The sequence below is a fragment of the Streptomyces capoamus genome (genome assembly GCF_014654935.1).
Lineage (GTDB): Bacteria > Actinomycetota > Actinomycetes > Streptomycetales > Streptomycetaceae > Streptomyces > Streptomyces capoamus.
Genome location: NZ_BNBF01000025.1, coordinates 32,917 through 53,405 on the forward strand (window position 1 = coordinate 32,917; position 20,489 = coordinate 53,405).

General features: G+C 73.3%; 20 protein-coding genes, 1 tRNA gene and 1 pseudogene. 9 read left to right on the forward strand and 13 right to left on the reverse strand.

What is annotated here, in order from left to right; genetic code table 11:
* Window positions 1-126: 126 nt before the first annotated feature.
* Entirely contained in the window at window positions 127-1,785 is a 1,659-nt protein-coding gene (gene cdgB, locus IE312_RS30890) for a diguanylate cyclase CdgB (protein ID WP_189985564.1), read from the reverse strand.
* Window positions 1,786-2,108: 323 nt separating this feature from the next.
* On the opposite strand from cdgB, the gene IE312_RS30895 reads away from it, so the two are divergent.
* Entirely contained in the window at window positions 2,109-2,681 is a 573-nt protein-coding gene (locus tag IE312_RS30895; protein ID WP_189985565.1) for a flavin reductase family protein, read from the forward strand.
* 134 nt (window positions 2,682-2,815) lie between these two features.
* Here IE312_RS30895 and IE312_RS30900 read toward each other — a convergent pair whose 3' ends face one another.
* Both IE312_RS30900 and arfB read right to left on the reverse strand, forming a co-directional pair.
* Window positions 2,816-3,655: a sigma-70 family RNA polymerase sigma factor gene (locus IE312_RS30900; protein WP_189985566.1), complete on the reverse strand. Its 840-nt coding sequence runs from the start codon at window positions 3,653-3,655 to the stop codon at window positions 2,816-2,818.
* An 86-nt stretch (window positions 3,656-3,741) separates the two neighbouring features.
* Window positions 3,742-4,179, reverse strand: a complete 438-nt coding sequence (gene arfB, locus IE312_RS30905) for an alternative ribosome rescue aminoacyl-tRNA hydrolase ArfB (RefSeq protein WP_189985567.1) — start codon at window positions 4,177-4,179, stop codon at window positions 3,742-3,744.
* A 166-nt stretch (window positions 4,180-4,345) separates the two neighbouring features.
* On the opposite strand from arfB, the gene IE312_RS30910 reads away from it, so the two are divergent.
* Window positions 4,346-4,921, forward strand: coding sequence for a TerD family protein (locus IE312_RS30910; protein ID WP_031170907.1), 576 nt, complete (start codon window positions 4,346-4,348; stop codon window positions 4,919-4,921).
* 63 nt (window positions 4,922-4,984) lie between these two features.
* On the opposite strand, the gene IE312_RS30915 is transcribed toward IE312_RS30910, so the two are convergent.
* Window positions 4,985-5,485, reverse strand: a complete 501-nt coding sequence (locus IE312_RS30915) for a hypothetical protein (protein WP_189985568.1) — start codon at window positions 5,483-5,485, stop codon at window positions 4,985-4,987.
* A gap of 71 nt (window positions 5,486-5,556) precedes the next feature.
* On the opposite strand from IE312_RS30915, the gene IE312_RS30920 reads away from it, so the two are divergent.
* Window positions 5,557-6,951, forward strand: a complete 1,395-nt coding sequence (locus IE312_RS30920; RefSeq protein ID WP_189985569.1) for a M1 family metallopeptidase — start codon at window positions 5,557-5,559, stop codon at window positions 6,949-6,951.
* Window positions 6,952-6,973: 22 nt separating this feature from the next.
* On the opposite strand, the gene IE312_RS30925 is transcribed toward IE312_RS30920, so the two are convergent.
* On the reverse strand, window positions 6,974-7,663 hold the full coding sequence (locus tag IE312_RS30925) for a pentapeptide repeat-containing protein (protein ID WP_189985570.1): 690 nt from the start codon (window positions 7,661-7,663) through the stop codon (window positions 6,974-6,976).
* 124 nt (window positions 7,664-7,787) lie between these two features.
* Between IE312_RS30925 and IE312_RS30930 the strand changes: the two genes are divergently transcribed.
* Both IE312_RS30930 and IE312_RS30935 read left to right on the forward strand, forming a co-directional pair.
* On the forward strand, window positions 7,788-8,954 hold the full coding sequence (locus IE312_RS30930) for an FAD-dependent oxidoreductase (protein ID WP_189985571.1): 1,167 nt from the start codon (window positions 7,788-7,790) through the stop codon (window positions 8,952-8,954).
* A 43-nt stretch (window positions 8,955-8,997) separates the two neighbouring features.
* Complete coding sequence (locus IE312_RS30935) at window positions 8,998-9,969, forward strand: zinc-binding dehydrogenase (protein WP_189985572.1); 972 nt, start codon at window positions 8,998-9,000, stop codon at window positions 9,967-9,969.
* Between the two features lie 30 nt (window positions 9,970-9,999).
* Here IE312_RS30935 and IE312_RS30940 read toward each other — a convergent pair whose 3' ends face one another.
* The 3 genes from IE312_RS30940 to IE312_RS30950 are packed head-to-tail and all read right to left on the reverse strand — an operon-like array spanning window position 10,000 to window position 12,581.
* Window positions 10,000-10,479 carry a GNAT family N-acetyltransferase gene (locus IE312_RS30940; RefSeq protein ID WP_189985573.1) on the reverse strand — a complete coding sequence of 160 codons (480 nt, stop codon included), beginning with the start codon at window positions 10,477-10,479 and terminating at the stop codon, window positions 10,000-10,002.
* A 32-nt stretch (window positions 10,480-10,511) separates the two neighbouring features.
* Window positions 10,512-11,918 (reverse strand): NAD(P)/FAD-dependent oxidoreductase, encoded by a 1,407-nt coding sequence (locus tag IE312_RS30945; RefSeq protein ID WP_189985574.1) that lies wholly within the window; start codon window positions 11,916-11,918, stop codon window positions 10,512-10,514.
* 9 nt (window positions 11,919-11,927) lie between these two features.
* Window positions 11,928-12,581: a rhomboid-like protein gene (locus tag IE312_RS30950; RefSeq protein WP_189985575.1), complete on the reverse strand. Its 654-nt coding sequence runs from the start codon at window positions 12,579-12,581 to the stop codon at window positions 11,928-11,930.
* Between the two features lie 144 nt (window positions 12,582-12,725).
* Here IE312_RS30950 and IE312_RS30955 point away from each other — a divergent pair, with 144 nt between their 5' ends.
* Window positions 12,726-13,574 (forward strand): serine hydrolase domain-containing protein, encoded by an 849-nt coding sequence (locus IE312_RS30955; protein WP_189985576.1) that lies wholly within the window; start codon window positions 12,726-12,728, stop codon window positions 13,572-13,574.
* Here the strand turns inward: IE312_RS30955 and IE312_RS44735 are convergent.
* The 3 genes and pseudogenes from IE312_RS44735 to IE312_RS30970 form a co-directional block, all read right to left on the reverse strand.
* The gene (locus IE312_RS44735; protein ID WP_502266999.1) at window positions 13,571-14,062 is read right to left on the reverse strand and encodes a DUF6023 family protein; all 492 of its coding nucleotides are present in this window, start codon (window positions 14,060-14,062) and stop codon (window positions 13,571-13,573) included. The genes IE312_RS30955 and IE312_RS44735 overlap by 4 nt on opposite strands.
* Before the next feature lie 124 nt (window positions 14,063-14,186).
* Window positions 14,187-14,697, reverse strand: a pseudogene (locus tag IE312_RS30965) (DUF4360 domain-containing protein).
* Window positions 14,698-14,910: 213 nt separating this feature from the next.
* Window positions 14,911-14,984: transfer RNA gene (locus IE312_RS30970), tRNA-Thr, on the reverse strand.
* A 205-nt stretch (window positions 14,985-15,189) separates the two neighbouring features.
* Here IE312_RS30970 and IE312_RS30975 point away from each other — a divergent pair.
* The 3 genes from IE312_RS30975 (at window position 15,190) to IE312_RS30985 (ending at window position 17,807) form a co-directional block, all read left to right on the forward strand.
* The gene (locus tag IE312_RS30975) at window positions 15,190-16,326 is read left to right on the forward strand and encodes an ABC transporter ATP-binding protein (protein WP_189985578.1); all 1,137 of its coding nucleotides are present in this window, start codon (window positions 15,190-15,192) and stop codon (window positions 16,324-16,326) included.
* 203 nt (window positions 16,327-16,529) lie between these two features.
* Window positions 16,530-16,991 carry a hypothetical protein gene (locus IE312_RS30980; protein ID WP_189985579.1) on the forward strand — a complete coding sequence of 154 codons (462 nt, stop codon included), beginning with the start codon at window positions 16,530-16,532 and terminating at the stop codon, window positions 16,989-16,991.
* A gap of 84 nt (window positions 16,992-17,075) precedes the next feature.
* Window positions 17,076-17,807: a nucleotidyltransferase family protein gene (locus IE312_RS30985; protein WP_189985580.1), complete on the forward strand. Its 732-nt coding sequence runs from the start codon at window positions 17,076-17,078 to the stop codon at window positions 17,805-17,807.
* 71 nt (window positions 17,808-17,878) lie between these two features.
* Here the strand turns inward: IE312_RS30985 and IE312_RS30990 are convergent, their stop codons facing one another.
* Complete coding sequence (locus IE312_RS30990) at window positions 17,879-19,576, reverse strand: DoxX family protein (protein WP_189985581.1); 1,698 nt, start codon at window positions 19,574-19,576, stop codon at window positions 17,879-17,881.
* Window positions 19,577-19,725: 149 nt separating this feature from the next.
* On the reverse strand, window positions 19,726-20,489 hold a 764-nt coding region (gene rlmB, locus IE312_RS30995; RefSeq protein ID WP_229900638.1), incomplete at its 5' end, for a 23S rRNA (guanosine(2251)-2'-O)-methyltransferase RlmB.

The window sequence follows — 20,489 nt, forward strand, 5'->3', positions numbered from 1 at the left end:
GGGCGTCATCCCTTGGTACTCCTCAACAGGTGCGGGCGGATGCGGTACGGGTTGGAATGGCGAGCCTACCCGTTCTCCCTGGCCCAAACGGGGGGCTCGAACCGCTTCACCCCGCTGACCTGCGGATCATCCGGCCCGGCGGTGCTGTTTGGGACGAGATCGTTTCTCTACGTACATCCGCTCGTCAGCGGACTTCAGCACCTCGTCCGCCGTCATGCCGCAGTGCGCCCAGCCGATGCCGAAGCTCGCGCCCACCCGGACCGCCCGGCCCTCGGCACGGATCGGCTGGATGATCTCGTTGCGCAGCCGTACGGCCAGGTCCTGGGCGTCGGCCCGGCCGAGGCCGTCGGCGAGGATCACGAACTCGTCGCCGCCGAGCCGGGCGACCGTGTCACCGTCCCGGACGCCGTTGCTGAGCCGCCGGGCCACCTCGATGAGGACGGCGTCGCCCGCGTTGTGCCCGAACCGGTCGTTGATCGACTTGAAGCCGTCGAGGTCGCAGAAGAGCACCGCGAGGCCCTTGGCGCCGTCGTCGCGGCCGTCCTCGGGGGCGACGGTGTGCACATGGTGGTCGTAGGCGTCGAAGCCGTCGGTGCCCGGGGTGAAGTCGAAGCCGTGGCCGGCCGGGATGTCGAAGGCGGGGTGGCCGTAGGCCGCGTCCAGGGATTCGGCGGCGCCGGCGTGCGCGGGGCGCCGGCAGAGCCGGGCCGACAGCCGTGAGCGCAGCTCGGCGGAGTTGGGCAGACCGGTCAGCGAGTCGTGGGAGGCGCGGTGGGCGAGCTGGAGCTCGCGCCGCTTGCGCTCCTCTATGTCCTCGACGTGGGTGAGCAGGAAGCGGGGGCCGTCGGCGGCGTCCGCGACGACGCTGTTGCGCAGCGACACCCAGACGTACGTGCCGTCCCGGCGGCCGAGCCGCAGCTCCGCGCGCCCGCCCTCCGCCGAGGTGCGCAGCAGGGTGCCGACGTCCTCGGGGTGGACGAGGTCGGCGAAGGAGTAGCGGCGCATCGCGGAGGCGGGACGGCCGAGCAGCCGGCACAGGGCGTCGTTGGTGCGCAGGATGCGTCCGTGCTGGTCGCCGCCCATCTCGGCGATGGCCATGCCGGAGGGGGCGTACTCGAAGGCCTGTCGGAAGGATTCCTCGCTGGCGCGCAGTGCCTGCTGTTCGCGTTCCAGCCGGACGAGGGCGCGCTGCATGTTGGCGCGGAGCCGGGCGTTGCTGATCGCGATGGCGGCCTGGAAGGCGTACATCTGGAGCGCCTCGCGGCCCCAGGCGCCGGGGCGGCGGCCGTTGCGGGGGCGGTCGACGGATATGACCCCGAGCAGTTCACCGCAGTTGCCGCCCGGCGCACCGGGCGTGTACATGGGGGCGAAGAGCCGGTCGGAGGGGTGCCACTCGTCCTCGAAGCGGGGGGCGGGTCCGTCGGTGTACCACTGGGGGACGTCGTCGTCGTCGAGGACCCAGCCCTCGGTGTGCGGGATGAAGACGAGGTCGCCCCAGCGTTCGCCCATGTGCAGCAGGCGGCGGTCCCAGGACTCCCGGGAGCCGACCCGGCCGGTGATCAGGGCCTCGGCGGCGGGGTTGCCGGAGAAGGCGGCGACGACGAGGTCGCCGTCCTGGCGGACCAGGTTGACGGCCGCCATCTCGTAGCCGAGGGCGTGCACGGCGCCGTCCGCGACCGTCTGCAGGGTGTCCGCCAGGCTGCGCGCCGTGTTCATGTCGGCCATGACCTGGTGCAGCTGCCGCAGGGACGCAAGGCGGACGTAAGGCTCCGACTCGGTCTCCATACTCGCCCTCCCCCCGAGACCTCGCAGCGAATGAAGGGTTGTTCCGCCACTGAATCACAGCGCGCTGCCCACTCGGTACACAGGGTCAACAATTCCTGCCCCTTGTGACTCAAGTCACAGGAGAACGTGAACAATTGAGTAGAGTTTCTGCGTTTTGCCTGTGTGCTTTCTGAATACAACGCGTACGGATGTGCACACATATTGCACTGCCGGTGCCTGCTCCCGCACTGCCGGTGTCCGTCCGGGTGCGCCGCTGGTCCTAGGACCCGGCTCGGGCGAAGGGCCGATGCGGGGCCCGCGGCGCGGGGGCTAGCGTTTCCGGCGTGCTGAAGACTCCCTCCACCGCCACCCCCCTGCCTTCCGGGCATGCTGAGGGGGTGAGCGACGACGAGTTCCGGGCCGCGATGTCCCGGCTGGCCGCGGGCGTGGTCCTGGTCACCGCGCAGGAGCCGCCGCTGGACCCGGACGACCCCCAGGCACCGGGCGTCGAGGACGTCGGCATGACCGCCACCGCCTTCATGTCCGTCTCCCTCGACCCGCCGCTGGTCCTGGTGAGCCTGCGCACCGGGGCCCGCATGGACGAACTGCTCGACGAGCAGCCGCTGTGGGCGGTGTCCGTGCTCGCCGAGAGCCAGCGGCACATCGCGGGCCGCTTCGCCATGAAGGGCCGCATCAGCGACCGGCTGCTGTTCCAGGACCTCCCCTACGTCCGCGGCGAGGCCACCGGCGCCCCGCTCGTCGGCGGCGCGCTGGCCACCCTGGAGTGCCGGACCGAGCAGCGGGTGGCCGCCGGCGACCACACCCTGGTCATCGGCCGCGTCCTCACCGCCCGGGTGCCGAGCGTCGAGGGCGGGCCCCTGCTGTACTACCGCGGCCGGTACCGGCACCTGGGCTGAGAACCGGGCACCGCCCGCGACCCGCTCCCCCACAGGCCCGAGGGCGTGTCTTTCGGATCACCCCGGGGCCGCGGGGCTCACCGGCACCGACAAGGCACCGCCGATCCGAGTCGGGCTGATCCGAAAGAAACGCCCTAGACCTCCTCCACGGTGAGGTCCGCCAGCCGGGCCGGATCGGTGACGATGTCGATCCCCGTGATGCGTCCGGCCGCGAAGGCGAAGACGAGGACCCGCTCCGGGCGGCCGCCGGCGAACACCGCGAGACCCGTCGCGCCGTCGACCAGCACCGCACGCGCCACCCGGGCCAGGTGGGCGAAGCTCGCCGCACCCGCTGCGACCCGGGCCGCACCGGCGTTCACCCCGGCCTCCGTACGGGCCACCACGTCCGGGTCCAGCACCGCGAGCAGCCCGTCGAAGTCACCGTCGCGCGCGGCGGCCAGGAACGCCTCGACCACCGCCCGCTGCCGGGCCAGGTCGGCCTCCGGCGCCCGCACACCCCGCACCCGGCGCCGGGCCCGGCTGGCCAGCTGCCGCGCGGCCGGCGCGGTGCGCCCGAGGATGCCGCCGATCTCCTCGAAGGGCACTCCGAACAGGTCGTGCAGCACGAAGGCGAGCCGCTCGGCCGGCGAGAGCGTGTCCAGGACGACGAGGAGGGCGAGCCCGACCGAGTCGGCGAGCAGGGCGTCCTGCGCGGGATCCGGCCCGCCGGCCGGCGCGGGCGGCCGGCTGTCCAGCGGCTCCTCGCCCCGGGTGCGGCGCGAGCGCAGCAGGTCCAGGCAGATCCGGCCGACGACGGTGGTCAGCCAGCCGCCGAGGTTGTCCACCTCCCGCACGTCGGACCGGCTCAGCCGCAGCCACGTCTCCTGCACGGCGTCCTCGGCCTCGGCGGCGGAGCCGAGCATCCGGTGGGCGACGGCCCGCAGGTGCCCCCGGTAGGTCTCGAACCGCTCGGCGAGGAAGTCGTTGTCGGTCATGGGTGGGTCCGGCCTCTCCGTCGTCGTCCGCGATGCTGCTGCACCCCCTTGACGATCGGGGACCGGCGGCTGTGACACCGCGCCGGTCAGCCCCAGTCGCGCCCCGAGCGGCCGCGCTTGGTGTCCGCGCGCTGCTTCTTCTCCCGCAGCCGGCGTTCGTTGATGCCGCGCGGGATCCGGGTCGCCCTGCGGGGCTTGGGCGGCGGCGCGCTGGCCTCCGCGAGGAGCGCGGCGAGGCGCACGGCGGCGGCCTCGCGGTTGCGCCACTGGGAGCGGTGCTCCGAGGCCCGCACGGAGACCACCCCGTCGACGAGGCGGCCGGCCAGCCGTTCCAGCGCCCGCTCCTTCCACACCGGGGGCAGTGCCTCGGTGCGGGCGAGGTCGAAGCGCAGCTCGACCTGCGAGTCGCTGGTGTTGACGTGCTGCCCGCCGGGCCCGGAGGACCTGGAGAAACGCCACATCAGCTCGGCCTCGGGAAGCGAGACGGAGCCGCGGATGAGATAGGGCCCGGACATGCCCTCCATGTTCCCGGTCCGGCCCGGCGCACGTCACCTGGATTTCCGGTTCGGTAAAAAAGGTAAAGGCATCCGGAACCACGGGGACCCCCCTCGACGTTGTCCCGGGTGACGGTAGCTTCGTCGGCACAGAGTGCACGGATATGCACGGGTATCTAAGGAAGGGACTCCCAACATGGCTGTAAGCCTGTCCAAGGGTGGCAACGTCTCGCTCACCAAGGAGGCTCCGGGCCTGACCGCCGTCACCGTGGGCCTCGGCTGGGACGTCCGCACCACCACCGGCACGGACTTCGACCTGGACGCCTCCGCCATCGCGGTGAACGGGCAGGGCAAGGTCTACTCGGACGCCCACTTCGTCTTCTTCAACAACAAGCAGACCCCGGACAACTCGATCGTCCACACGGGCGACAACCGCACGGGCGAGGGCGCCGGCGACGACGAGGCGATCAACGTCAACCTGGCCGCGCTGCCGGCCGACATCGACAAGATCGTCTTCCCGGTCTCCATCTACGACGCCGAGAACCGCGGCCAGAACTTCGGTCAGGTCCGCAACGCCTACATCCGCATCGTCAACCAGGCCGGCGGCGCCGAGATCGCGCGCTACGACCTGTCGGAGGACGCGGCCACCGAGACGGCCATGGTCTTCGGCGAGCTGTACCGCAACGGCGCGGAGTGGAAGTTCCGCGCGGTGGGCCAGGGTTACGCCTCCGGCCTGGTCGGCATCGCCCAGGACTTCGGCGTCAACGTCTGAGCGGCGCCCCGGGTCCGACGGTCCCCCGGCTCCCGGCCGGGGGACCTCCCTGCGCGGACGGGGCTACGCCACCCGCGGGAAGCGGGCCTGCAGGGTCCACACGGCGGGGTTCTCGCCCAGGTCCTCGTGCAGGTCGGTGAGGTCCGCGAGCAGGTCGTGCAGGAAGTCGCGGGCCTCGCGGCGCAGCTCCGCGTGGGAGAAGCTCAGCGGGGACTCCTCGGCCGGCGTCCAGTCGGCGGTGATGTCCACCCAGCCGAAGCGGCGCTCGAAGAGCATCCGGTCGGTGGACTCGGTGAAGTCCAGCTCGGCGCGCTGCGGCCGGGCGGCGCGGGAGCCCATCGGGTCGCGGTCCAGCCGTTCCGCGATGTCGCACAGCGCCCACGCGAAGTCCAGCACCGGCACCCATCCCCAGGCTGTGGACAGTTCCCGGTCGCTCTCGGTGTCCGCGAGGTAGACGTCCCCGCAGAACAGGTCGTGACGCAGGGCGCGGACGTCCGCGCGGCGGTAGTCGGTCTGCGGCGGGTCCGGGAACCGGTTGGAGAGGGCGTAGCCGATGTCGAGCACGGGGGAGATGGTGTCACGCCGGTCCGGCGGATCCTGTCCGCGGTGCCACCCGCCCGCCTAAGATCACTGACATGTCCAGATCCGTACGCCTTGTCCCGGCACTCGCCGCCCTGCTCGCCCTGGCGCTCACCGGCACCGCGTGCGACGGCGGGGTGCGGGGCACCCCGGGCGGCTCCGGCGTCCGCGACCCGTACTTCCCGAAAGCCGGCAACGGCGGCTACGACGTCGGGCACTACGACCTGACCCTGGACTACACCCCGGCCACCCGCCGGCTCACCGGCACGGCCGTCGTCACCGCCCGGGCCACCCGGGACCTGTCGGCCTTCGACCTGGACCTCGCCGGGCTGCACGTCGACTCGGTCACCGTCGAGGGCAAGCGCGCCCGCTGGAGCCGCGCCGGCCAGGAACTCACCGTCCGCCCGCACGACGACCTCAGCGAGGGCGAGACGTTCCGCACCACCGTCCGCTACTCGGGCACCCCGCGCACCCTCACCGACCCCGACGGCTCCGAGGAGGGCTGGCTGCCCACCGCCGACGGCGCCCTGGCCCTGGGCGAACCCGTCGGCTCCATGGCCTGGTTCCCCGGCGACCACCACCCCTCCGACAAGGCGTCGTACGACATCGCGGTCACCGTGCCGAAGGGCCTCCAGGCCGTCTCCAACGGCGAGTTGACGGACGAGAGCACGAAGGGCGGCCGCACCACGTACCGGTGGCACACCGCCCAGCCCATGGCGAGCTACGTCGCCACCGTCGCCATCGGGCACTACGACATCGCGCGCACCACCGGCCCGCACGGCCTGCCCGTCCTCACCGCCGTCGATCCGACGCGGGCCGCGGCGAGCAGGAAGGTCCTCGCGCAGATCCCGGAGATCCTCGACTGGGAGGAGACCAACTTCGGGCCGTACCCCTTCTCCTCGGCCGGCGCCGTCGTCGACCGTCCCGGCGACGCCGGTTACGCGCTGGAGACCCAGACCCGGCCCGTCTTCCCCGCCGACCAGCTGACCACCCCGCTCCTCGTGCACGAACTCGCCCACCAGTGGTACGGCGACTCGGTCACCCCCGCGAGCTGGCGGGACATATGGCTGAACGAGGGCTTCGCGCAGTACGCGGAGTGGCTCTACCAGGAGGACCACGGCGGCAAGAGCGTCCAGGAGAAGTTCACCGAGGTCTACGAGGAGGACGACGAGGCCGTGTGGGCCTTCCCGCCCGCCAGGCCCTCCGGCGCCGCGCACATCACCGACACCCCCGTCTACGACCGCGGCGCGATGGTCCTGCAGAAGATCCGGCAGAAGACCGGCGACGACACCTTCTACGACATCCTCCAGGGCTGGGCCGCCGACCACCGCCACGGCACGGTGAGCACCGCCGACTTCACCGCCTATGTCGAGAAGAAGGCACCGCACCAGGATTTCCGCGGAATCTGGAAGGACTGGCTGTACGGGGACGGCCGACCGGGCCACCCGTGAGCACGGGCCGCCCGGAGCGGGGTCACTCGACCCGGATGCCCATCGCCGCCGCCAGCACCGGGGCCAGGTCCAGCAGTTGGGCCGTGCTGATCACCGCGCCCGAGAGCCGGTCCAGGCCGCGGGTGATCTCCAGCGGAGCGGTCCCGCGCAGATCCACGTCCGTCAGGGTCGCCCCGCCGAAGTCGGCCCCCTTCACGGCGCAGTCGGTGAACTCCACCCGCTCCAGGCGCGCGCCCGCGAAGTCCGGCTCCACCAGGACGCAGGACTCGAAGACGACGTCCTTCAGCCGGGCCTCGCGCAGGTTCAGATAGTCGATCTTGCCGCCCCGGACCACGACTCTCTCCAGCACGGCGCCGTGCAGCTGGGTGCCGCCCAGGCGCGCGTCGACCAGCTCCACGTCCCGGAACGTGGCCTCGGCGAACTGCGTGCCCACCCCGCGCAGCCCGGTCAGCACCGAGTCCAGGACCCGGGCCCGGCCCAGCGCCGTCCCGTCCACCGCGCAGCCCGTCAACGCGCAGTCCATGAAACGGGCCCCCGCCCCGTCCTGCCCGCCCAGGTCCAGCTCCCGGAACTCCAGCCCGTCGTAGTCGCCGTCCGGCTCCAACGCCCCCTCGCCCCACGGCTGAAGCGGCGGCAGCCGCAGCTCCGGCCGCCGCACGCCCCGCACCGATCCCCGGCCCGCCGGCCGCCCACCCGTCGCTCGCCTCACCATGCGCCCCATGCTGCACCCCGCCACTGACAATCGCCCGGCCCGCGCGGACACCGGGATGTCACATCCGGCGGGACACCAGCCGTCGTACGTGCGCAGCAGGTCGTACCGAACCGCAGGGAGAGCCATGCCCACGCACCGCATCACCGTCATCGGCGGCGGCTTCGCCGGACTCACCGCCGCGATCACCGCCGCCGAGGCCGGCGCCGAGGTCACCGTGTACGAGGCCCACCACAGCCTCGGCGGACGGGCCCGTACGGCGACGGGTCCGTACCGGACCAACGAGGGCCCGCACGCCCTCTACCGCGGCGGCCCGCACTGGGCCTGGCTCGGGCAGCGGGGCCTGATCGGCCCGCTCGCCCCGCTGCCGCTCCGGGAGGCCGCCCGGCTTCGGCTGCACCACCACGGCGCGCTGCGCCGCACCCCGCCCCTCGCCCTGCTCAAGCTGGTGCGGCGCCGGGTCGGCCCGGCCCCCGTCGACGCCCGCTTCCTCGGCTGGGCGGCCGGGATCGCCGGGGAGGAGGGCGCCCGGGCCGCCGCCCACTACGCGGCCGTCGCCCTGTTCCACCACGACCCGGGCAGCCTGTCCGCGGCCTTCGTGCAGGAGCGCCTGCGCCGGGCCGCCAAGCTGCCGCCGGAGGCGCGCTACCCGCGCGGCGGCTGGGGCGCGGTCATCGAGCGGATGGCCGCGCGGGCCCGGAACGCGGGCGTGCGGATCGAGACGGGCGCCCGGGTGGACGCCCTGCCCCGGGACACCCCGGTGATCGTCGCCACCGGCCTGCCCGCCGCCCGGCGGCTGCTCCGCGACGACTCGCTGGAGTGGCCGAGCGGCCGTACCGTCCTCCTCGACCTCGCCGTACGCACCCGGCGCGGGGACGCCTTCGCCGTCTCCGACCTGGACGCGCCGGGCTGGATCGAGCGGTTCACCGCGCAGGACCCGTCCCTCGCGCCGGCCGGGGAACAGCTGCTTCAGGGGCAGTTCCCGGTGGGGCCCGGCGAGCACCGCACCGACGCGCTGGTCCGCGCCGAGCGCCTGCTCGACCTGGGGTTCCGCGGGTGGCGGGAGCGGGTGACCTGGCGGCGGGAGTCGGTGGCGGACGGCCGTACCGGAGCGGTGGACCTGCCGGGCCGCACCTGGCGGGACCGGCCCGCCGTGGACCGCGGTGACGGCGTGTACCTCGTGGGCGACCAGGTCGCGGCGCCCGGTCTGCTGGCGGAGGTGTCCTTCAACAGCGCGGTGACCGCGGTGTCCCTGATCCTCGGCCGGCCCGCCCTTGACCTCAAGCGCGCTTGAGGTCGGAGGGTGGGGGCACCACGTCGACTTCCGGGGGGTCCCCATGCACGCCGTCCGACTGCACGCCTTCGGCCCGGCCGAGAACCTGGCCTACGAGGAGGTCCCGGACCCGGTCCCGGGCCCCGGCCAGGTACGGATCGCGGTCGCCGCGGCCGGGGTGCACCTGCTCGACACGGCCCTGCGGGCGGGCCACCAGGGCCCGCTGCCCGCGCTGCCGGTCCTGCCGACGGTGCCCGGCCGGGAAGTCGCGGGCGTCGTGGACGCGCTCGGCGCCGGGGTCGACGGACGGTGGCTGGGCCGGCGGGTGGTGGCCCACCTGGGCCACGCGCCCGGCGGCTACGCCGAGCTGGCCGTCACCGAGGCCGAACGCCTCCACGACATCCCCGGCGGCCTGGACCCCGCCGCCGCCGTCGCCATGATCGGCACGGGCCGTACGGCACTGGGCATCGCGCAGTTCGCCGAGCCGGGACCGGACGACGTGGTGGTCGTACCGGCCGCGGCCGGCGGCATCGGCACACTGCTCGTGCAGCACGCCAAGAACGCCGGAGCCACCGTGATCGGCCTCGCGGGCGGCCCGGTCAAGACCGCCCGGGCCCGCGCCGCCGGCGCCGACCTCGCCGTCGACTACACCGGCCCCGGCTGGGCCGCCGAGGTCCGCGCCCGCCTCGGCGGCCGGCCCGCCACCCTGGTCTACGACGGCGTCGGCGGCCAGGTCGCCCGGGACTCCGTCGCCCTGCTCGGCCCCGGCGGCCGGCACCTGGTCTTCGGCTGGTCGGCGGAGGGCATCGGGCCGGGCCGGGGCTACCACGTCGAGGGTGTCTCGGAGTCGGTCCTCGGCCCCAGGATGCTGGAGCGGGCCGGCGGCCTGCGCGCCCTGGAACTGCGCGCCCTCGCCGAGGCCGCCCGGGGCCGCCTGCGCCCCGCCGTCACCCGCTTCCCCCTCGACCGGGCCGCCGCCGCCCACCGGGCACTGGAGGGACGCGCCACGATCGGCAAGGTCGTCCTGGAGCCCTGACACCCGCCGACCGCCCGCTCGGGCCCCGCGTCAGCCGGCGGAGCCCAGCGCGGTCAGCGCCTCGTCCGTGAGCCGGTACACCGTCCACTCGTCCTGGGGCCGGGCGCCCAGCGCCTCGTAGAAGCCGATCGCCGGCCGGTTCCAGTTCAGCACCGACCACTCCAGCCGCTCGTACCCCCGCTCCACACAGATCCGTGCCAGCGCGGCCAGCAGCGCCCGCCCGTGTCCGCCGCCGCGCGCCTCGGGCCGGACGTAGAGGTCCTCCAGGTAGATGCCGTGCACCCCGCGCCACGTGGAGAAGTTGAGGAACCACAGCGCGAAGCCGACCGGCTCCCCGCTCTCCTCGTCCACCGCCAGGTGCGCGAACGCGGCCGGCCGCTCCCCGAACAGCGCCTCCCGCAGGTGCTCCTCGCCGGCCCGGACCTCCTCGGCCGCCTTCTCGTACTCGGCCAGCTCACGGATCAGGGAATGGATGACGGGGACGTCGTCAGGGGTCGCGGTACGAATCATGCCGCGAGGGTAACCGCCCCGCGCCCCGGACCTCAGTGCCGTCCCGCCACGCGGTCGGCCGCCCTGGCCAGCCGCGAGGACTCCGTGCCGGGGCGGAGGCGTTCCCGCCGGTCGGCGGCGCGATAGGTCGCGTACATGCCCTGGACGCCCAGCCAGCGGAAAGGTTCCGGCTCCCACTTGCGGACCTTGTGGTCCACCCAGGGCAGCTCCGTCAGCTCCGTCCGGCCACCCTGCCCGGAGTCCCGCTGCAGCAGGTCCCGCAGGGTGCGGGCGGCCAGGTTCGCGGTGGCCACCCCGGAGCCGACGTAACCGCCGGCCCAGCCCAGACCCGTGGAGCGGTCGAGCGTCACCGTGGCACACCAGTCGCGCGGCACCCCGAGCACCCCCGACCAGGCGTGCGCGACACGCACGCCCGCCAGGGACGGGAAGAACCGGGTCAGGATCTCGCGCAGCGCCTCCACGGTCGCCGCCTGCGTACGCCCGTCGTTGTCCGTGCGCGACCCGAAGCGGTACGGCACCCCGCGCCCGCCCAGCGCGATCCGGCCGTCCGCCGTGCGCTGCGCGTACATATAGGCGTGCGCCATGTCGCCGAGGGTCTCCCGGCCCGCCCAGCCGATGGCCGCCCACTGCTCCTCGGTCAGCGGTTCCGTCGCGATCATCGAGGAGTTCATCGGCAGCCAGGTCCGCCGCTGCCCCTTGAGGGAGGCCGTGAACCCCTCGGTGCAGCGCAGCACGTACGGCGCGCGGACCGTGCCGTACGGGGTGACCGCGTGCCGGGGGCGGATCTCCGTCACCGGCGTCGACTCGTGGATCGTGACGCCCAGCCCCTCCACGGCCGCCGCCAGCCCCTTGACCAGCTTCACCGGGTGCAGCCGTGCCCCGTGCGGGGTCCAGGCGGAGCCGACCGCGTCCGCGACCCGGATCCGCTCGGCGGTCTCCCGGGCGCCGTACAGCTCCCGGTCCTTCTCCCCGTACGACAGCTCGCGCGCGTGGAACGCCTTCAGCCGGGCCAGCTGCGCCGGGGTGGTGGCCACCTCCAGGACGCCGCCGCGGTGCACGCCGGCGTCGATGCCCTCCGCCTCGGCGACCGCGACCACCTCCGCCACGGTGTCGTTCATCGCCCGCTGCAGCCGTACGGCGGCCTCGTGGCCGTGCAGCCGGGCGTACCGGTCCCGGCCCGCGATCCCGTTGTACAGCCAGCCGCCGTTGCGCCCGGAGGCGCCGTACCCGCAGAACTTCTGCTCCAGCACGGTGATCCGCAGGAACGGGGCGGCCTTCTTCAGGTAGTACGCGGTCCACAGCCCCGTGTACCCGCCGCCCACGATCACGACGTCGGCGGACGCGTCCCCGGGCAGCGGCTCCCGCACCGCCGGAAGACCGTCGTCCGCGTACCAGAAGGAGATGCCACCGTTCACGACACTGCTCGCCGAGCTGTTCATGGCCGGACGTTAACCCCTGTGCCCGGCCAGTGTCTCCTTCGGATTCCATGCTTTTCCACGGCCCCTGACCAGGGGGTGACAGGCGAGACCGATCAGCCCCGCGACGGCGTGACCGACGTCGGTGAAGGTCGGCCCGGTCACCAGCGGCAGCCCGAACACGGCCAGCACCGCGAGCAGATACGCGTACCGCCAGGGCGCGGCGATCCGGTACACCAGCACGGCCATCACCCCGGCCAGCGCGTAACTCACCCCGATGTCGAGGGTGTTCACCGCCGTGTACGGGACCACACCCCGGCGGATCGCCTCCAGCAGCACCCCCTCGCTGATCAGCGACGCCAGCACGTGCGCCAGCACGCACACCGCCAGCCAACGGGCCGTACCCAGCCAGCGCTCGGCCGGCGCGTGGAACACGGTGTACAGGAAGGCGTACGGCACCCAGTGCCCGCTCCCGATCCACATCGCGCTGGCCACCAGCACCCGCACCGGATTGCGGGACAGCTCCAGGATGTTCGTCGACCGCCGCCGCAGGAAGTGCTCCACGAACTCCGGCGACATGTGGTGCAGCGCGACCGTCGTCACGAACAGGATCCCCAGCCACACGTACGTGCCGGGAGCTTTACGGACATACGCCCACACACCGCCCAGGCCCCGGATAATTCGCATGAGCCGATTCACGCACGCCGGTATCGTCCGACCCGTGATCGACATCCCCGCGGAGCCGGCCGAGGCGCCGGAGACGTACGACGGCGGTGCCGGACCGCGTACCGGCCCGGCACCGGACGGAGCAGCCGTGCCCCGGTGGGCCGCGTGACGCGCACGGCGCGGCCCGTCCCGACCTGCGTGCTCAGCGACGGCGCCGCACCGGCCCTCAGCGACGGCCACGCCGTCGACCGCTTCGTCGAGATCGGCTCGCTCACCAAGGTCGTCACGGGCACGGCGCTGACCCGCATGGCCGCGGCCGGGGTGCTGGCGCTCGACGACCCCGTCGAACGGTGGCTGCCCGCGGCGCCCGGCACGGGCATCACGCTCCTGAACCTCGCCCGGCACACCTCGGGCCTGCCCCGCCTGCCACCCGGCCGGCTCCCCCGCCGGGACCCGTACGCCGCCTTCGACCGCCCCGCGCTGGACCGGCTGCTCCCCCGGCTCGACACACTCCTCACCGGGCCGCCCGGCCGGACGGAGGAGTACTCCAACCTCGGTTACGCCGTGCTCGGCGCGGCCCTGACCGCCGCCTCCGGGACGACGTACACGGAGGTGGTCACCGAGTACGTCCTGCGTCCGCTCGGCATCACCGAGATGACCGCCCACCCCGATCCCGCCCGCCGCCTGCCGGCCCCGGGCCTGTTCGGCCGGCCCCGCAGGCCGTGGACGATGGACGGCGCGATCCTCCCGGCGGGCGGCCTGTGGGCCACCCCGCGGGCGACCGCCGACCTGGTCGTACGGCTGCTGGTGGAACGCCGGCTGGGCGACCCCGCACCGAGCTGGCAGACGTCCGGCCCCCTGCGCTGGCACAACGGGGCGACCCGCCACGCCTCACTCTTCACCGGCGCGCTGGACGACGGCCGCTGGGTACTGATCCACCGCCTCAACGCACCCCCGGACGACACGGACCGCACGGGAATCGAGACCCTCACCCGACCCCGGCCCACCGGCTAGCCGACGGCGTCGACCTCCCAGGCGACCACTCCACTCGCCCCCCGGTCACCGTCGACGTCGATCCGCATCCGCTCCCGCCCGGCGACCCGCCGCCGGACCACCGACCGATCACACGGCACCTCGGTCTCCGTGCCGGCACGCGCCGGCGTGAACCTCATCCGCGCACTCCCGTGGCCGAAGCAGACCAGGTTGAGCTGATAGGTCCTGCCCGCGGTCAGATAGGGCTCGGTGTGGACCCCGTCCCCCACGCGTTCCGCCCCGGACTCGACCATCCTTCCGCTCCGCACGGCGGCGAGGGCGGCCTCGGCCTGCCGCCCGAGGCTCTTCCCGTCCGACCCACCCGCCGTTCGAGCAGAGCCAGGGGTGGCCGACGAGGACACCGGGGAGGGAGACCCTTCACCCTCGCCCGCCGTGCAGGAGGCAAGCGTGAGCAGCGAAGCCGCCACAGCACATCCGACGAGCGACGCTCGCGCCTTGCGAAGGTTCATGAGGAGCTGTCCCCGTACTTCCACCCGGTCTCATGGGCACCGTAGCCGACCCATGATCAATCTCGACACCACCACAGCCTCTACCGCCGGCGGAGCGATGCGTTGCTGCGCGCAGCGCCAGGAGCTACTGACACTGCCTCAAGGCCACGTGGTACACGGTTCTGATCGTGCCGTCCGTCGAGTCCATCGCCAAGAAGCTGGTGGCGCTCGGGCTTGAGGTGCCAGGGTCGATCTGCAGTTCCGTGTTGATGTTGAGGTTGCGCTCCTCCCCGCAGGGGGCGAAGACCAGGGCGGCGACGGGCACGGTGTCGGTCGTCTGCCAGTCGCCGGTGAACCCGCCCTGGAACTGATGGGTCTTGGTGGTGGTGGCGTTGCCCTGGAACTGGTAACTGGCCCGCTCGGTCCCGGACGCACCCGGCGCCAGTGACGAGGTAGTTGCTGTAGGTGACGGTGAAGGCGGTGCCGTCAGGGGAGACGGCCACGGCGGCCGTCCCCGGCGGACAGCCGGTGCCGTTCGCCGCCACACTGTCGATGACGATCCTGTCCGGCGGCGGGGGCGGAGCCGCGCTGGCACCGGAGGCCGACGAGCCGAACAACGCCGTGACGACACCCACTGCCGCAAGCGCGCGGAGCACGAGCGGCACTGTCCGAGCCCGGGCGACCGGATGTGACGTGGGCATCGCACCACACGGGCGCGCCCGCCCACGGAACGTGACGTCTCAGTCACTCGGTCGGCCTGCGAGGTGGAGACCTGATTCACCCACGCGCGGCACGGAGCGGCGCCGGCTCGGGATGCCGAACGCCCCGGACCGATCGTCGGCCGGGGCGTTCTCGCTGTTCAGCGTCGGAGCCCCCTGTCGGATTCGAACCGACGACCTTCGCTTTACAAGAGCGGCGCTCTGACCAGCTGAGCTAAGGAGGCGTGCACCTGGGTGCCCGTGCAGTGTACCCAGGTCTGGGGGGCGGCCCGGGGAAAATTTCCGCGAAGTTCGCCGGGGCCGGGGTACTGACAGATCACGTGGCCGCCAGGTACCGTCCTGACCCAGTTCACCCCGGTGGACTACACCAACCACCTTCCTACAACGGATCGTCCGGCACGTTCCTGCCGGTAGAAGGGGTCCATCACCATGGCCACAGTCACGTTCGACAAGGCGACCCGGATCTACCCGGGTTCCACCAAGCCCGCCGTCGACGCCCTCGAGATCGACATCGCGGACGGCGAGTTCCTCGTCCTGGTCGGCCCGTCGGGCTGCGGGAAGTCCACCTCCCTGCGGATGCTCGCGGGCCTGGAGGACGTCAACGGCGGCGCCATCCGCCTCGGCGACCGCGACGTCACGCACCTGCCGCCCAAGGACCGGGACATCGCCATGGTGTTCCAGAACTACGCCCTCTACCCGCACATGACGGTCGCCGACAACATGGGCTTCGCGCTCAAGATCGCCGGCGTCAACAAGGCGGAGATCCGGCAGAAGGTCGAGGAGGCCGCGAAGATCCTCGACCTCACCGAGTACCTGGACCGCAAGCCGAAGGCGCTCTCCGGCGGTCAGCGCCAGCGTGTCGCCATGGGCCGCGCGATCGTCCGCGAGCCGCAGGTCTTCCTCATGGACGAGCCGCTGTCCAACCTGGACGCCAAGCTCCGTGTGTCCACCCGTACGCAGATCGCGTCCCTGCAGCGCCGTCTCGGCATCACCACCGTCTACGTCACCCACGACCAGGTCGAGGCCATGACGATGGGCGACCGGGTGGCCGTGCTCAAGGACGGCCTCCTGCAGCAGGTGGACTCGCCGCGGCACATGTACGACAAGCCCGCGAACCTGTTCGTCGCCGGCTTCATCGGCTCCCCCGCCATGAACCTGGTCGAGGTGCCGATCACCGACGGCGGCGTGAAGTTCGGCAACAGCGTCGTCCCCGTCAACCGGGAGGCCCTGAAGACCGCCGCCGACAAGGGTGACCGCACGGTGACCGTCGGCGTCCGCCCCGAGCACTTCGACGTGGTCGAGCTGGGCGGCTCCGTCGCCGCCTCCCTCTCCAAGGACACCGCGGACGAGCCGGCCGGTCTCGCCGTCTCCGTGAACGTCGTCGAGGAGCTGGGTGCCGACGGCTACGTCTACGGCACCGCCGAGGTCGGCGGCGAGGTGAAGGACCTGGTGGTGCGCGTCAACGGCCGCCAGGTGCCGGAGAAGGGCTCGACGCTGCACGTCGTGCCGCGGCCCGGCGAGATCCACGTGTTCTCCACCTCCACCGGCGAGCGGCTGTCCGACTGACGGCCCACCGCACCGCAGGGGCCCCGCGCGCTCGGCGTGCGGGGCCCTTCCCGCGGGGCCTGCCGGCCGGCGCGGGGACACCGGCGCAGCGATCACCGCGGGGCGGCGGACGTCAACCCCTTACCCGGAAAGCGGCGCGTTCCCATCCCCCATAAGAGTGACTGAGGGTCTTGGCGCCATTACCTGGCGCTACCCTCACACGCGTGAAGCACTCCACCACCCCTCAGACGCGAAGCGGCCACCGGGGCGGCCCTGCCCGCCGGATCGGCCGCACTCTCGCCCTCGTCCTGCCCGTCGTCCTGGTGCTCTCCGGGACCCTCGCGGTCACCCGGGTCAACTGGACGGGGAGCCCCTCCAGCTCGGTGCTGGCCGCCTCCGACGTCTCGGCGGCGGAGATCTCCGCCAAGAAGGTCACCCGCGCCCCGCAGGACGTGCTCCGCGACCAGCTGATGACCGAGCTGCAGAACAAGAACCCGGGGGTGGTCCTCACCCACCTCCAGCAGGCCGTCAACGGCCGCCCGTCGCTGGCCCGGCACTGCTCCTCCATCGCCCGCGCCCTCGGCCAGGCCGCGGTGCGCATCTACGGCGCCCCGCGCGCCCAGTCGTACGCCCGCCCGGTGTGCGACACGGCCTTCGCCTCGGGCGTGCTGGCCGCGCACAGCTGAGTCCCGGTGGGAACTCGGTAACGGCTCCCCAAGGAGTGGGTTGCCGTCTCCGCGCGGCCGTGGGGCGCCACGTACAGTGCGGTCATGACCCATCCGAACGCCGCGTCGCGCCCCACTCAAGCCGTGGTCCTGGCCGGTGGCCAGGGCTCACGGTTGCGTCCGTACACCGACGACCGGCCCAAGCCGATGGTCGAGATCCCCGGTACGGGCACTCCGATCATCGGCCACCAGCTCACCTGGCTCGCCGAGGAAGGCGTGACGGACGTGGTGGTCTCCTGCGGCCACCTCGCCGACGTCCTGCAGAAGTGGCTGGACTCGGCCGACCTGCCTGTCTCCGTCACCACCGTCGTGGAGAACGAGCCCCTCGGCCGCGGCGGCGGTCTGCGCTACGCCGCGGCGCGCCTGCCGCACCCCGACCGGCCCTGGTACGCCACCAACGGGGACATCTGGACGCGGTTCTCGCTGCGTGACATGGCCGACTTCCACACCGAGCGGGACGCGGTCGCCACGCTGGCGCTGGCCCGGCCGCGCATCCCCTGGGGAGCGGTGCGCACCGACGGGTTCGGGCACATCACCGACTTCATCGAGGCGCCGCCGTCGACGTTCGAGATCAACGCCGGTGTGTACGTGTTCTCGCCGGAGTTCGCCTCCCTGCTGCCCGAGCGCGGGGACCACGAGCGGACCACGTTCCCGCGGCTGGCCCGGGAGAAGAAGCTGGCCGGGTTCCCCATTCCGCAGGGGGCGTACTGGCGGGCCATCGACACCGCGAAGGACCTGACGGAGGCGGCGAAGGAACTGGCGACCCTGGGGCGCTAGTCCCCGTCGACCGCGTGCCGAAGGGCCCCGTACCGGAGAGGTACGGGGCCCTTCGCGTGGGTCCTACTCGGTCAGCCCAGCAGGCCGCCCACCAGGCCGGGCTGGCCCGTGGCCGTGCCGCCACCGCCACCGCCACCGCCGCCCGAGGACGTGCCGCCGCCGGTGGTCGAACCGCCGGTGCTGCTGCCCCCGGTGCTCGTCGGACCGGCCGTCGAGCTCGGGACGCCGCCCGTCGGGGCGGTCCTGCGGGGCGGGACCTGACCCGTGGTGCCCTGGCTCCGGGTGGGGCTCGTGGTGGTGGCGCCGGTGGTGCTGCGGCTCGCGCCCGGGGTCGTCGCCGCCCCGGAGGGGGTCGCGCCGGCCGTGGCACCGCTCGTCGGGGAACTGGAGGCCGCCGGGGTCTTCTCGTGCCGCTCGCCGGGTTCCTGCGGGAGCGGGGAGCCGGGGAGGTGGTTGCGGGGGGCCTCGCCGGGGCCGGGGACGACCACGCGGCTGGAGTCGCGGACCGCGCCGCCCAGCAGCGAACCGATCAGCAGGGTGACGCCGACCGTCACGGCCGTGATCAGCGCGCCGCGGCGCAGGACGAAGCGGCGCAGCTCCCAGATGTCGGCGCGGGGGCCGAGCCGGCGCCACGCGCTGCCCGCGAGGCGGCCGTCCACGGAGTAGACGGGGGCGCCGGCGATGATCAGCGGCGACCAGGCGGCGAGGTAGATGATGTCCGGGGCGTCGTAGGCGGGGACCGTCTTCCAGCTGACGGTGACGATCAGCGCGGCGGAGAGCAGCGCGCCGAGGACCGCGGTGACGCGCTGCCAGCAGCCCAGGATCGTCAGGACGCCGACGACCACCTGCAGGAAGGCGATGACCAGACCGGAACCGACCGGGTGGTGCAGGGCGAACTGGCGCAGCGGCTCGGCCACGTCCCACGGGTGCAGGGTGTTGAGCCACTTGACCATGGAGCCGCGCTTGCCGCCGTCGAAGTAGACGGGGTCGCACAGCTTGCCCATGCCGGCGTAGATGGAGATGAAGCCGAGGAAGATGCGCAGCGGGAGGAGGACGACGCCGAGGTTGAGCCGGCGGCCGGGGTAGTAGGCGTGCCGGGCCGGGTCGTCGCCCTGGCGCCGGGAGGTGCGCGGGCCGCTCTGGGCGGGGCCGGCCGGTCCGGCGTGACCGGCGTAGCCGTCGTAGCCGTCGTGCGGTTCCCGTTCGGCCCCGGGGTGGGCGTAGGGCTCGTCGTCGTAGGCGCCGGCGACCGTGCGCATGTGGGGCAGGAGGCGGGTGCCGTCCGCGTCGGGGGCGGTGCGCTGGTGGCCCACGACCGGGGTCTCGACGGTCTGGTCGAGCACGTCGTAGGTGTCGGCGTAGCCGGTCTGCACGCGCGGGATGACCTGGGTGGCGCCGGCCTCGGGCTCGTCGGCGTGGCGGACGCTGCTGCCCCGCACGGCCTGGAGGAGCCGGTGGGCGCCGGTGTCGTCGGGGGCGGACTTGCCGCTCCACACGACGGGGCGGCGGCGGCCGGTGGCGCCGGACCGGGCCGCCGTGCCCACGACGGGCATCCGGGCGGTGTCCTGGCCGACGCTCAGGTGCCGGGCGATCCGCGGGGATCGGGTGCGCGCTGCCGCCGCGCCCAGCTGCACGCGGAAGCTGGCGTGATTGACGATGACCTGCGCCGGATCGCTCGGCACCTTCACCATGCTCAGCGCGGGAGCGTCGTCGAAGCCCGACGAGCGGTCCCCCGTGGGTGTGCGGGGTGTTCTGGTGTCCACACTCATCTAACCGAGTGACGTGGCGTTAGGACACTGCCTTGACCGGGCGGATGTGTCCGGACCCCGTCAAAGCCGCCCCGAACGCCACATGGACGCGCGAATCCCCCCGCAAGGGTGAACTACCGGACGGGTGTTCAGCCCGTCCGGGTCCCCGGTCAGCCGCGCCGGCGCGCGGCCTCGTACAGCACGATCCCCGCGGCCACACCCGCGTTGAGCGACTCCGCGCCGCCCGGCATCGGGATGCGCACGCGGTAGTCGCAGGTCTCGCCGACCAGGCGGGACAGGCCCTTGCCCTCGCTGCCGACGACGATGACGACCGGACCCTCCAGGGCCTGGAGGTCACCGAGGTCGGCCTCGCCGTCCGCCGCCAGGCCGACCACGGTGAGGCCGGCCTTCTTGTAGGCCTCCAGGGCGCGGGTGAGGTTGGTGGCGCGGGCGACCGGGGTACGGGCGGCCGTACCGGCGGAGGTCTTCCAGGCACCGGCGGTCATGCCGGCCGAGCGGCGCTCGGGCACGACCACGCCGTGCCCGCCGAACGCGGAGACGGAGCGGACGACGGCGCCGAGGTTGCGCGGGTCGGTGACCCCGTCCAGGGCGACGACCAGCGGGTCCTCGCCCTCGTCGGCGGCGGCGTCGAGCAGGTCCTCCGGGTGCGCGTACTCGTACGGCGGGACCTGGAGGACCAGGCCCTGGTGGTTCAGGCCGTTGGTCATGCGGTCCAGCTCGGGGCGCGGGGCCTCCATGAGGTTGATCCCGCCGCGCTCGGCCGCGAGCTGGAGGGCCTCGCGGACGCGCTCGTCGTTGTCGATGAACTGCTGGACGTAAAGCGTCGAGGCGGGCACGCCCTCGCGGAGCGCCTCAACGACCGGGTTGCGGCCGACGACCAGTTCCGAGGCGGACCTGCCGCCGCGGCCCCGGG

Excerpts from the sequence above, each read along its gene's own strand:
- cdgB (WP_189985564.1), bottom strand. The coding sequence starts at position 1,785 with ATGGAGACCGAGTCGGAGCCTTACGTCCGCCTTGCGTCCCTGCGGCAG.
- IE312_RS30900 (WP_189985566.1), bottom strand. The coding sequence starts at position 3,655 with ATGACCGACAACGACTTCCTCGCCGAGCGGTTCGAGACCTACCGGGGG.
- arfB (WP_189985567.1), bottom strand. The coding sequence starts at position 4,179 with ATGGAGGGCATGTCCGGGCCCTATCTCATCCGCGGCTCCGTCTCGCTT.
- IE312_RS30910 (WP_031170907.1), top strand. The coding sequence starts at position 4,346 with ATGGCTGTAAGCCTGTCCAAGGGTGGCAACGTCTCGCTCACCAAGGAG.
- IE312_RS30920 (WP_189985569.1), top strand. The coding sequence starts at position 5,557 with ATGTCCAGATCCGTACGCCTTGTCCCGGCACTCGCCGCCCTGCTCGCC.
- IE312_RS30925 (WP_189985570.1), bottom strand. The coding sequence starts at position 7,663 with ATGGTGAGGCGAGCGACGGGTGGGCGGCCGGCGGGCCGGGGATCGGTG.
- IE312_RS30930 (WP_189985571.1), top strand. The coding sequence starts at position 7,788 with ATGCCCACGCACCGCATCACCGTCATCGGCGGCGGCTTCGCCGGACTC.
- IE312_RS30935 (WP_189985572.1), top strand. The coding sequence starts at position 8,998 with ATGCACGCCGTCCGACTGCACGCCTTCGGCCCGGCCGAGAACCTGGCC.
- IE312_RS30940 (WP_189985573.1), bottom strand. The coding sequence starts at position 10,479 with ATGATTCGTACCGCGACCCCTGACGACGTCCCCGTCATCCATTCCCTG.
- IE312_RS30945 (WP_189985574.1), bottom strand. The coding sequence starts at position 11,918 with ATGAACAGCTCGGCGAGCAGTGTCGTGAACGGTGGCATCTCCTTCTGG.
- IE312_RS30950 (WP_189985575.1), bottom strand. The coding sequence starts at position 12,581 with ATGCGAATTATCCGGGGCCTGGGCGGTGTGTGGGCGTATGTCCGTAAA.
- IE312_RS44735 (WP_502266999.1), bottom strand. The coding sequence starts at position 14,062 with ATGAACCTTCGCAAGGCGCGAGCGTCGCTCGTCGGATGTGCTGTGGCG.
- IE312_RS30975 (WP_189985578.1), top strand. The coding sequence starts at position 15,190 with ATGGCCACAGTCACGTTCGACAAGGCGACCCGGATCTACCCGGGTTCC.
- IE312_RS30985 (WP_189985580.1), top strand. The coding sequence starts at position 17,076 with ATGACCCATCCGAACGCCGCGTCGCGCCCCACTCAAGCCGTGGTCCTG.
- IE312_RS30990 (WP_189985581.1), bottom strand. The coding sequence starts at position 19,576 with ATGAGTGTGGACACCAGAACACCCCGCACACCCACGGGGGACCGCTCG.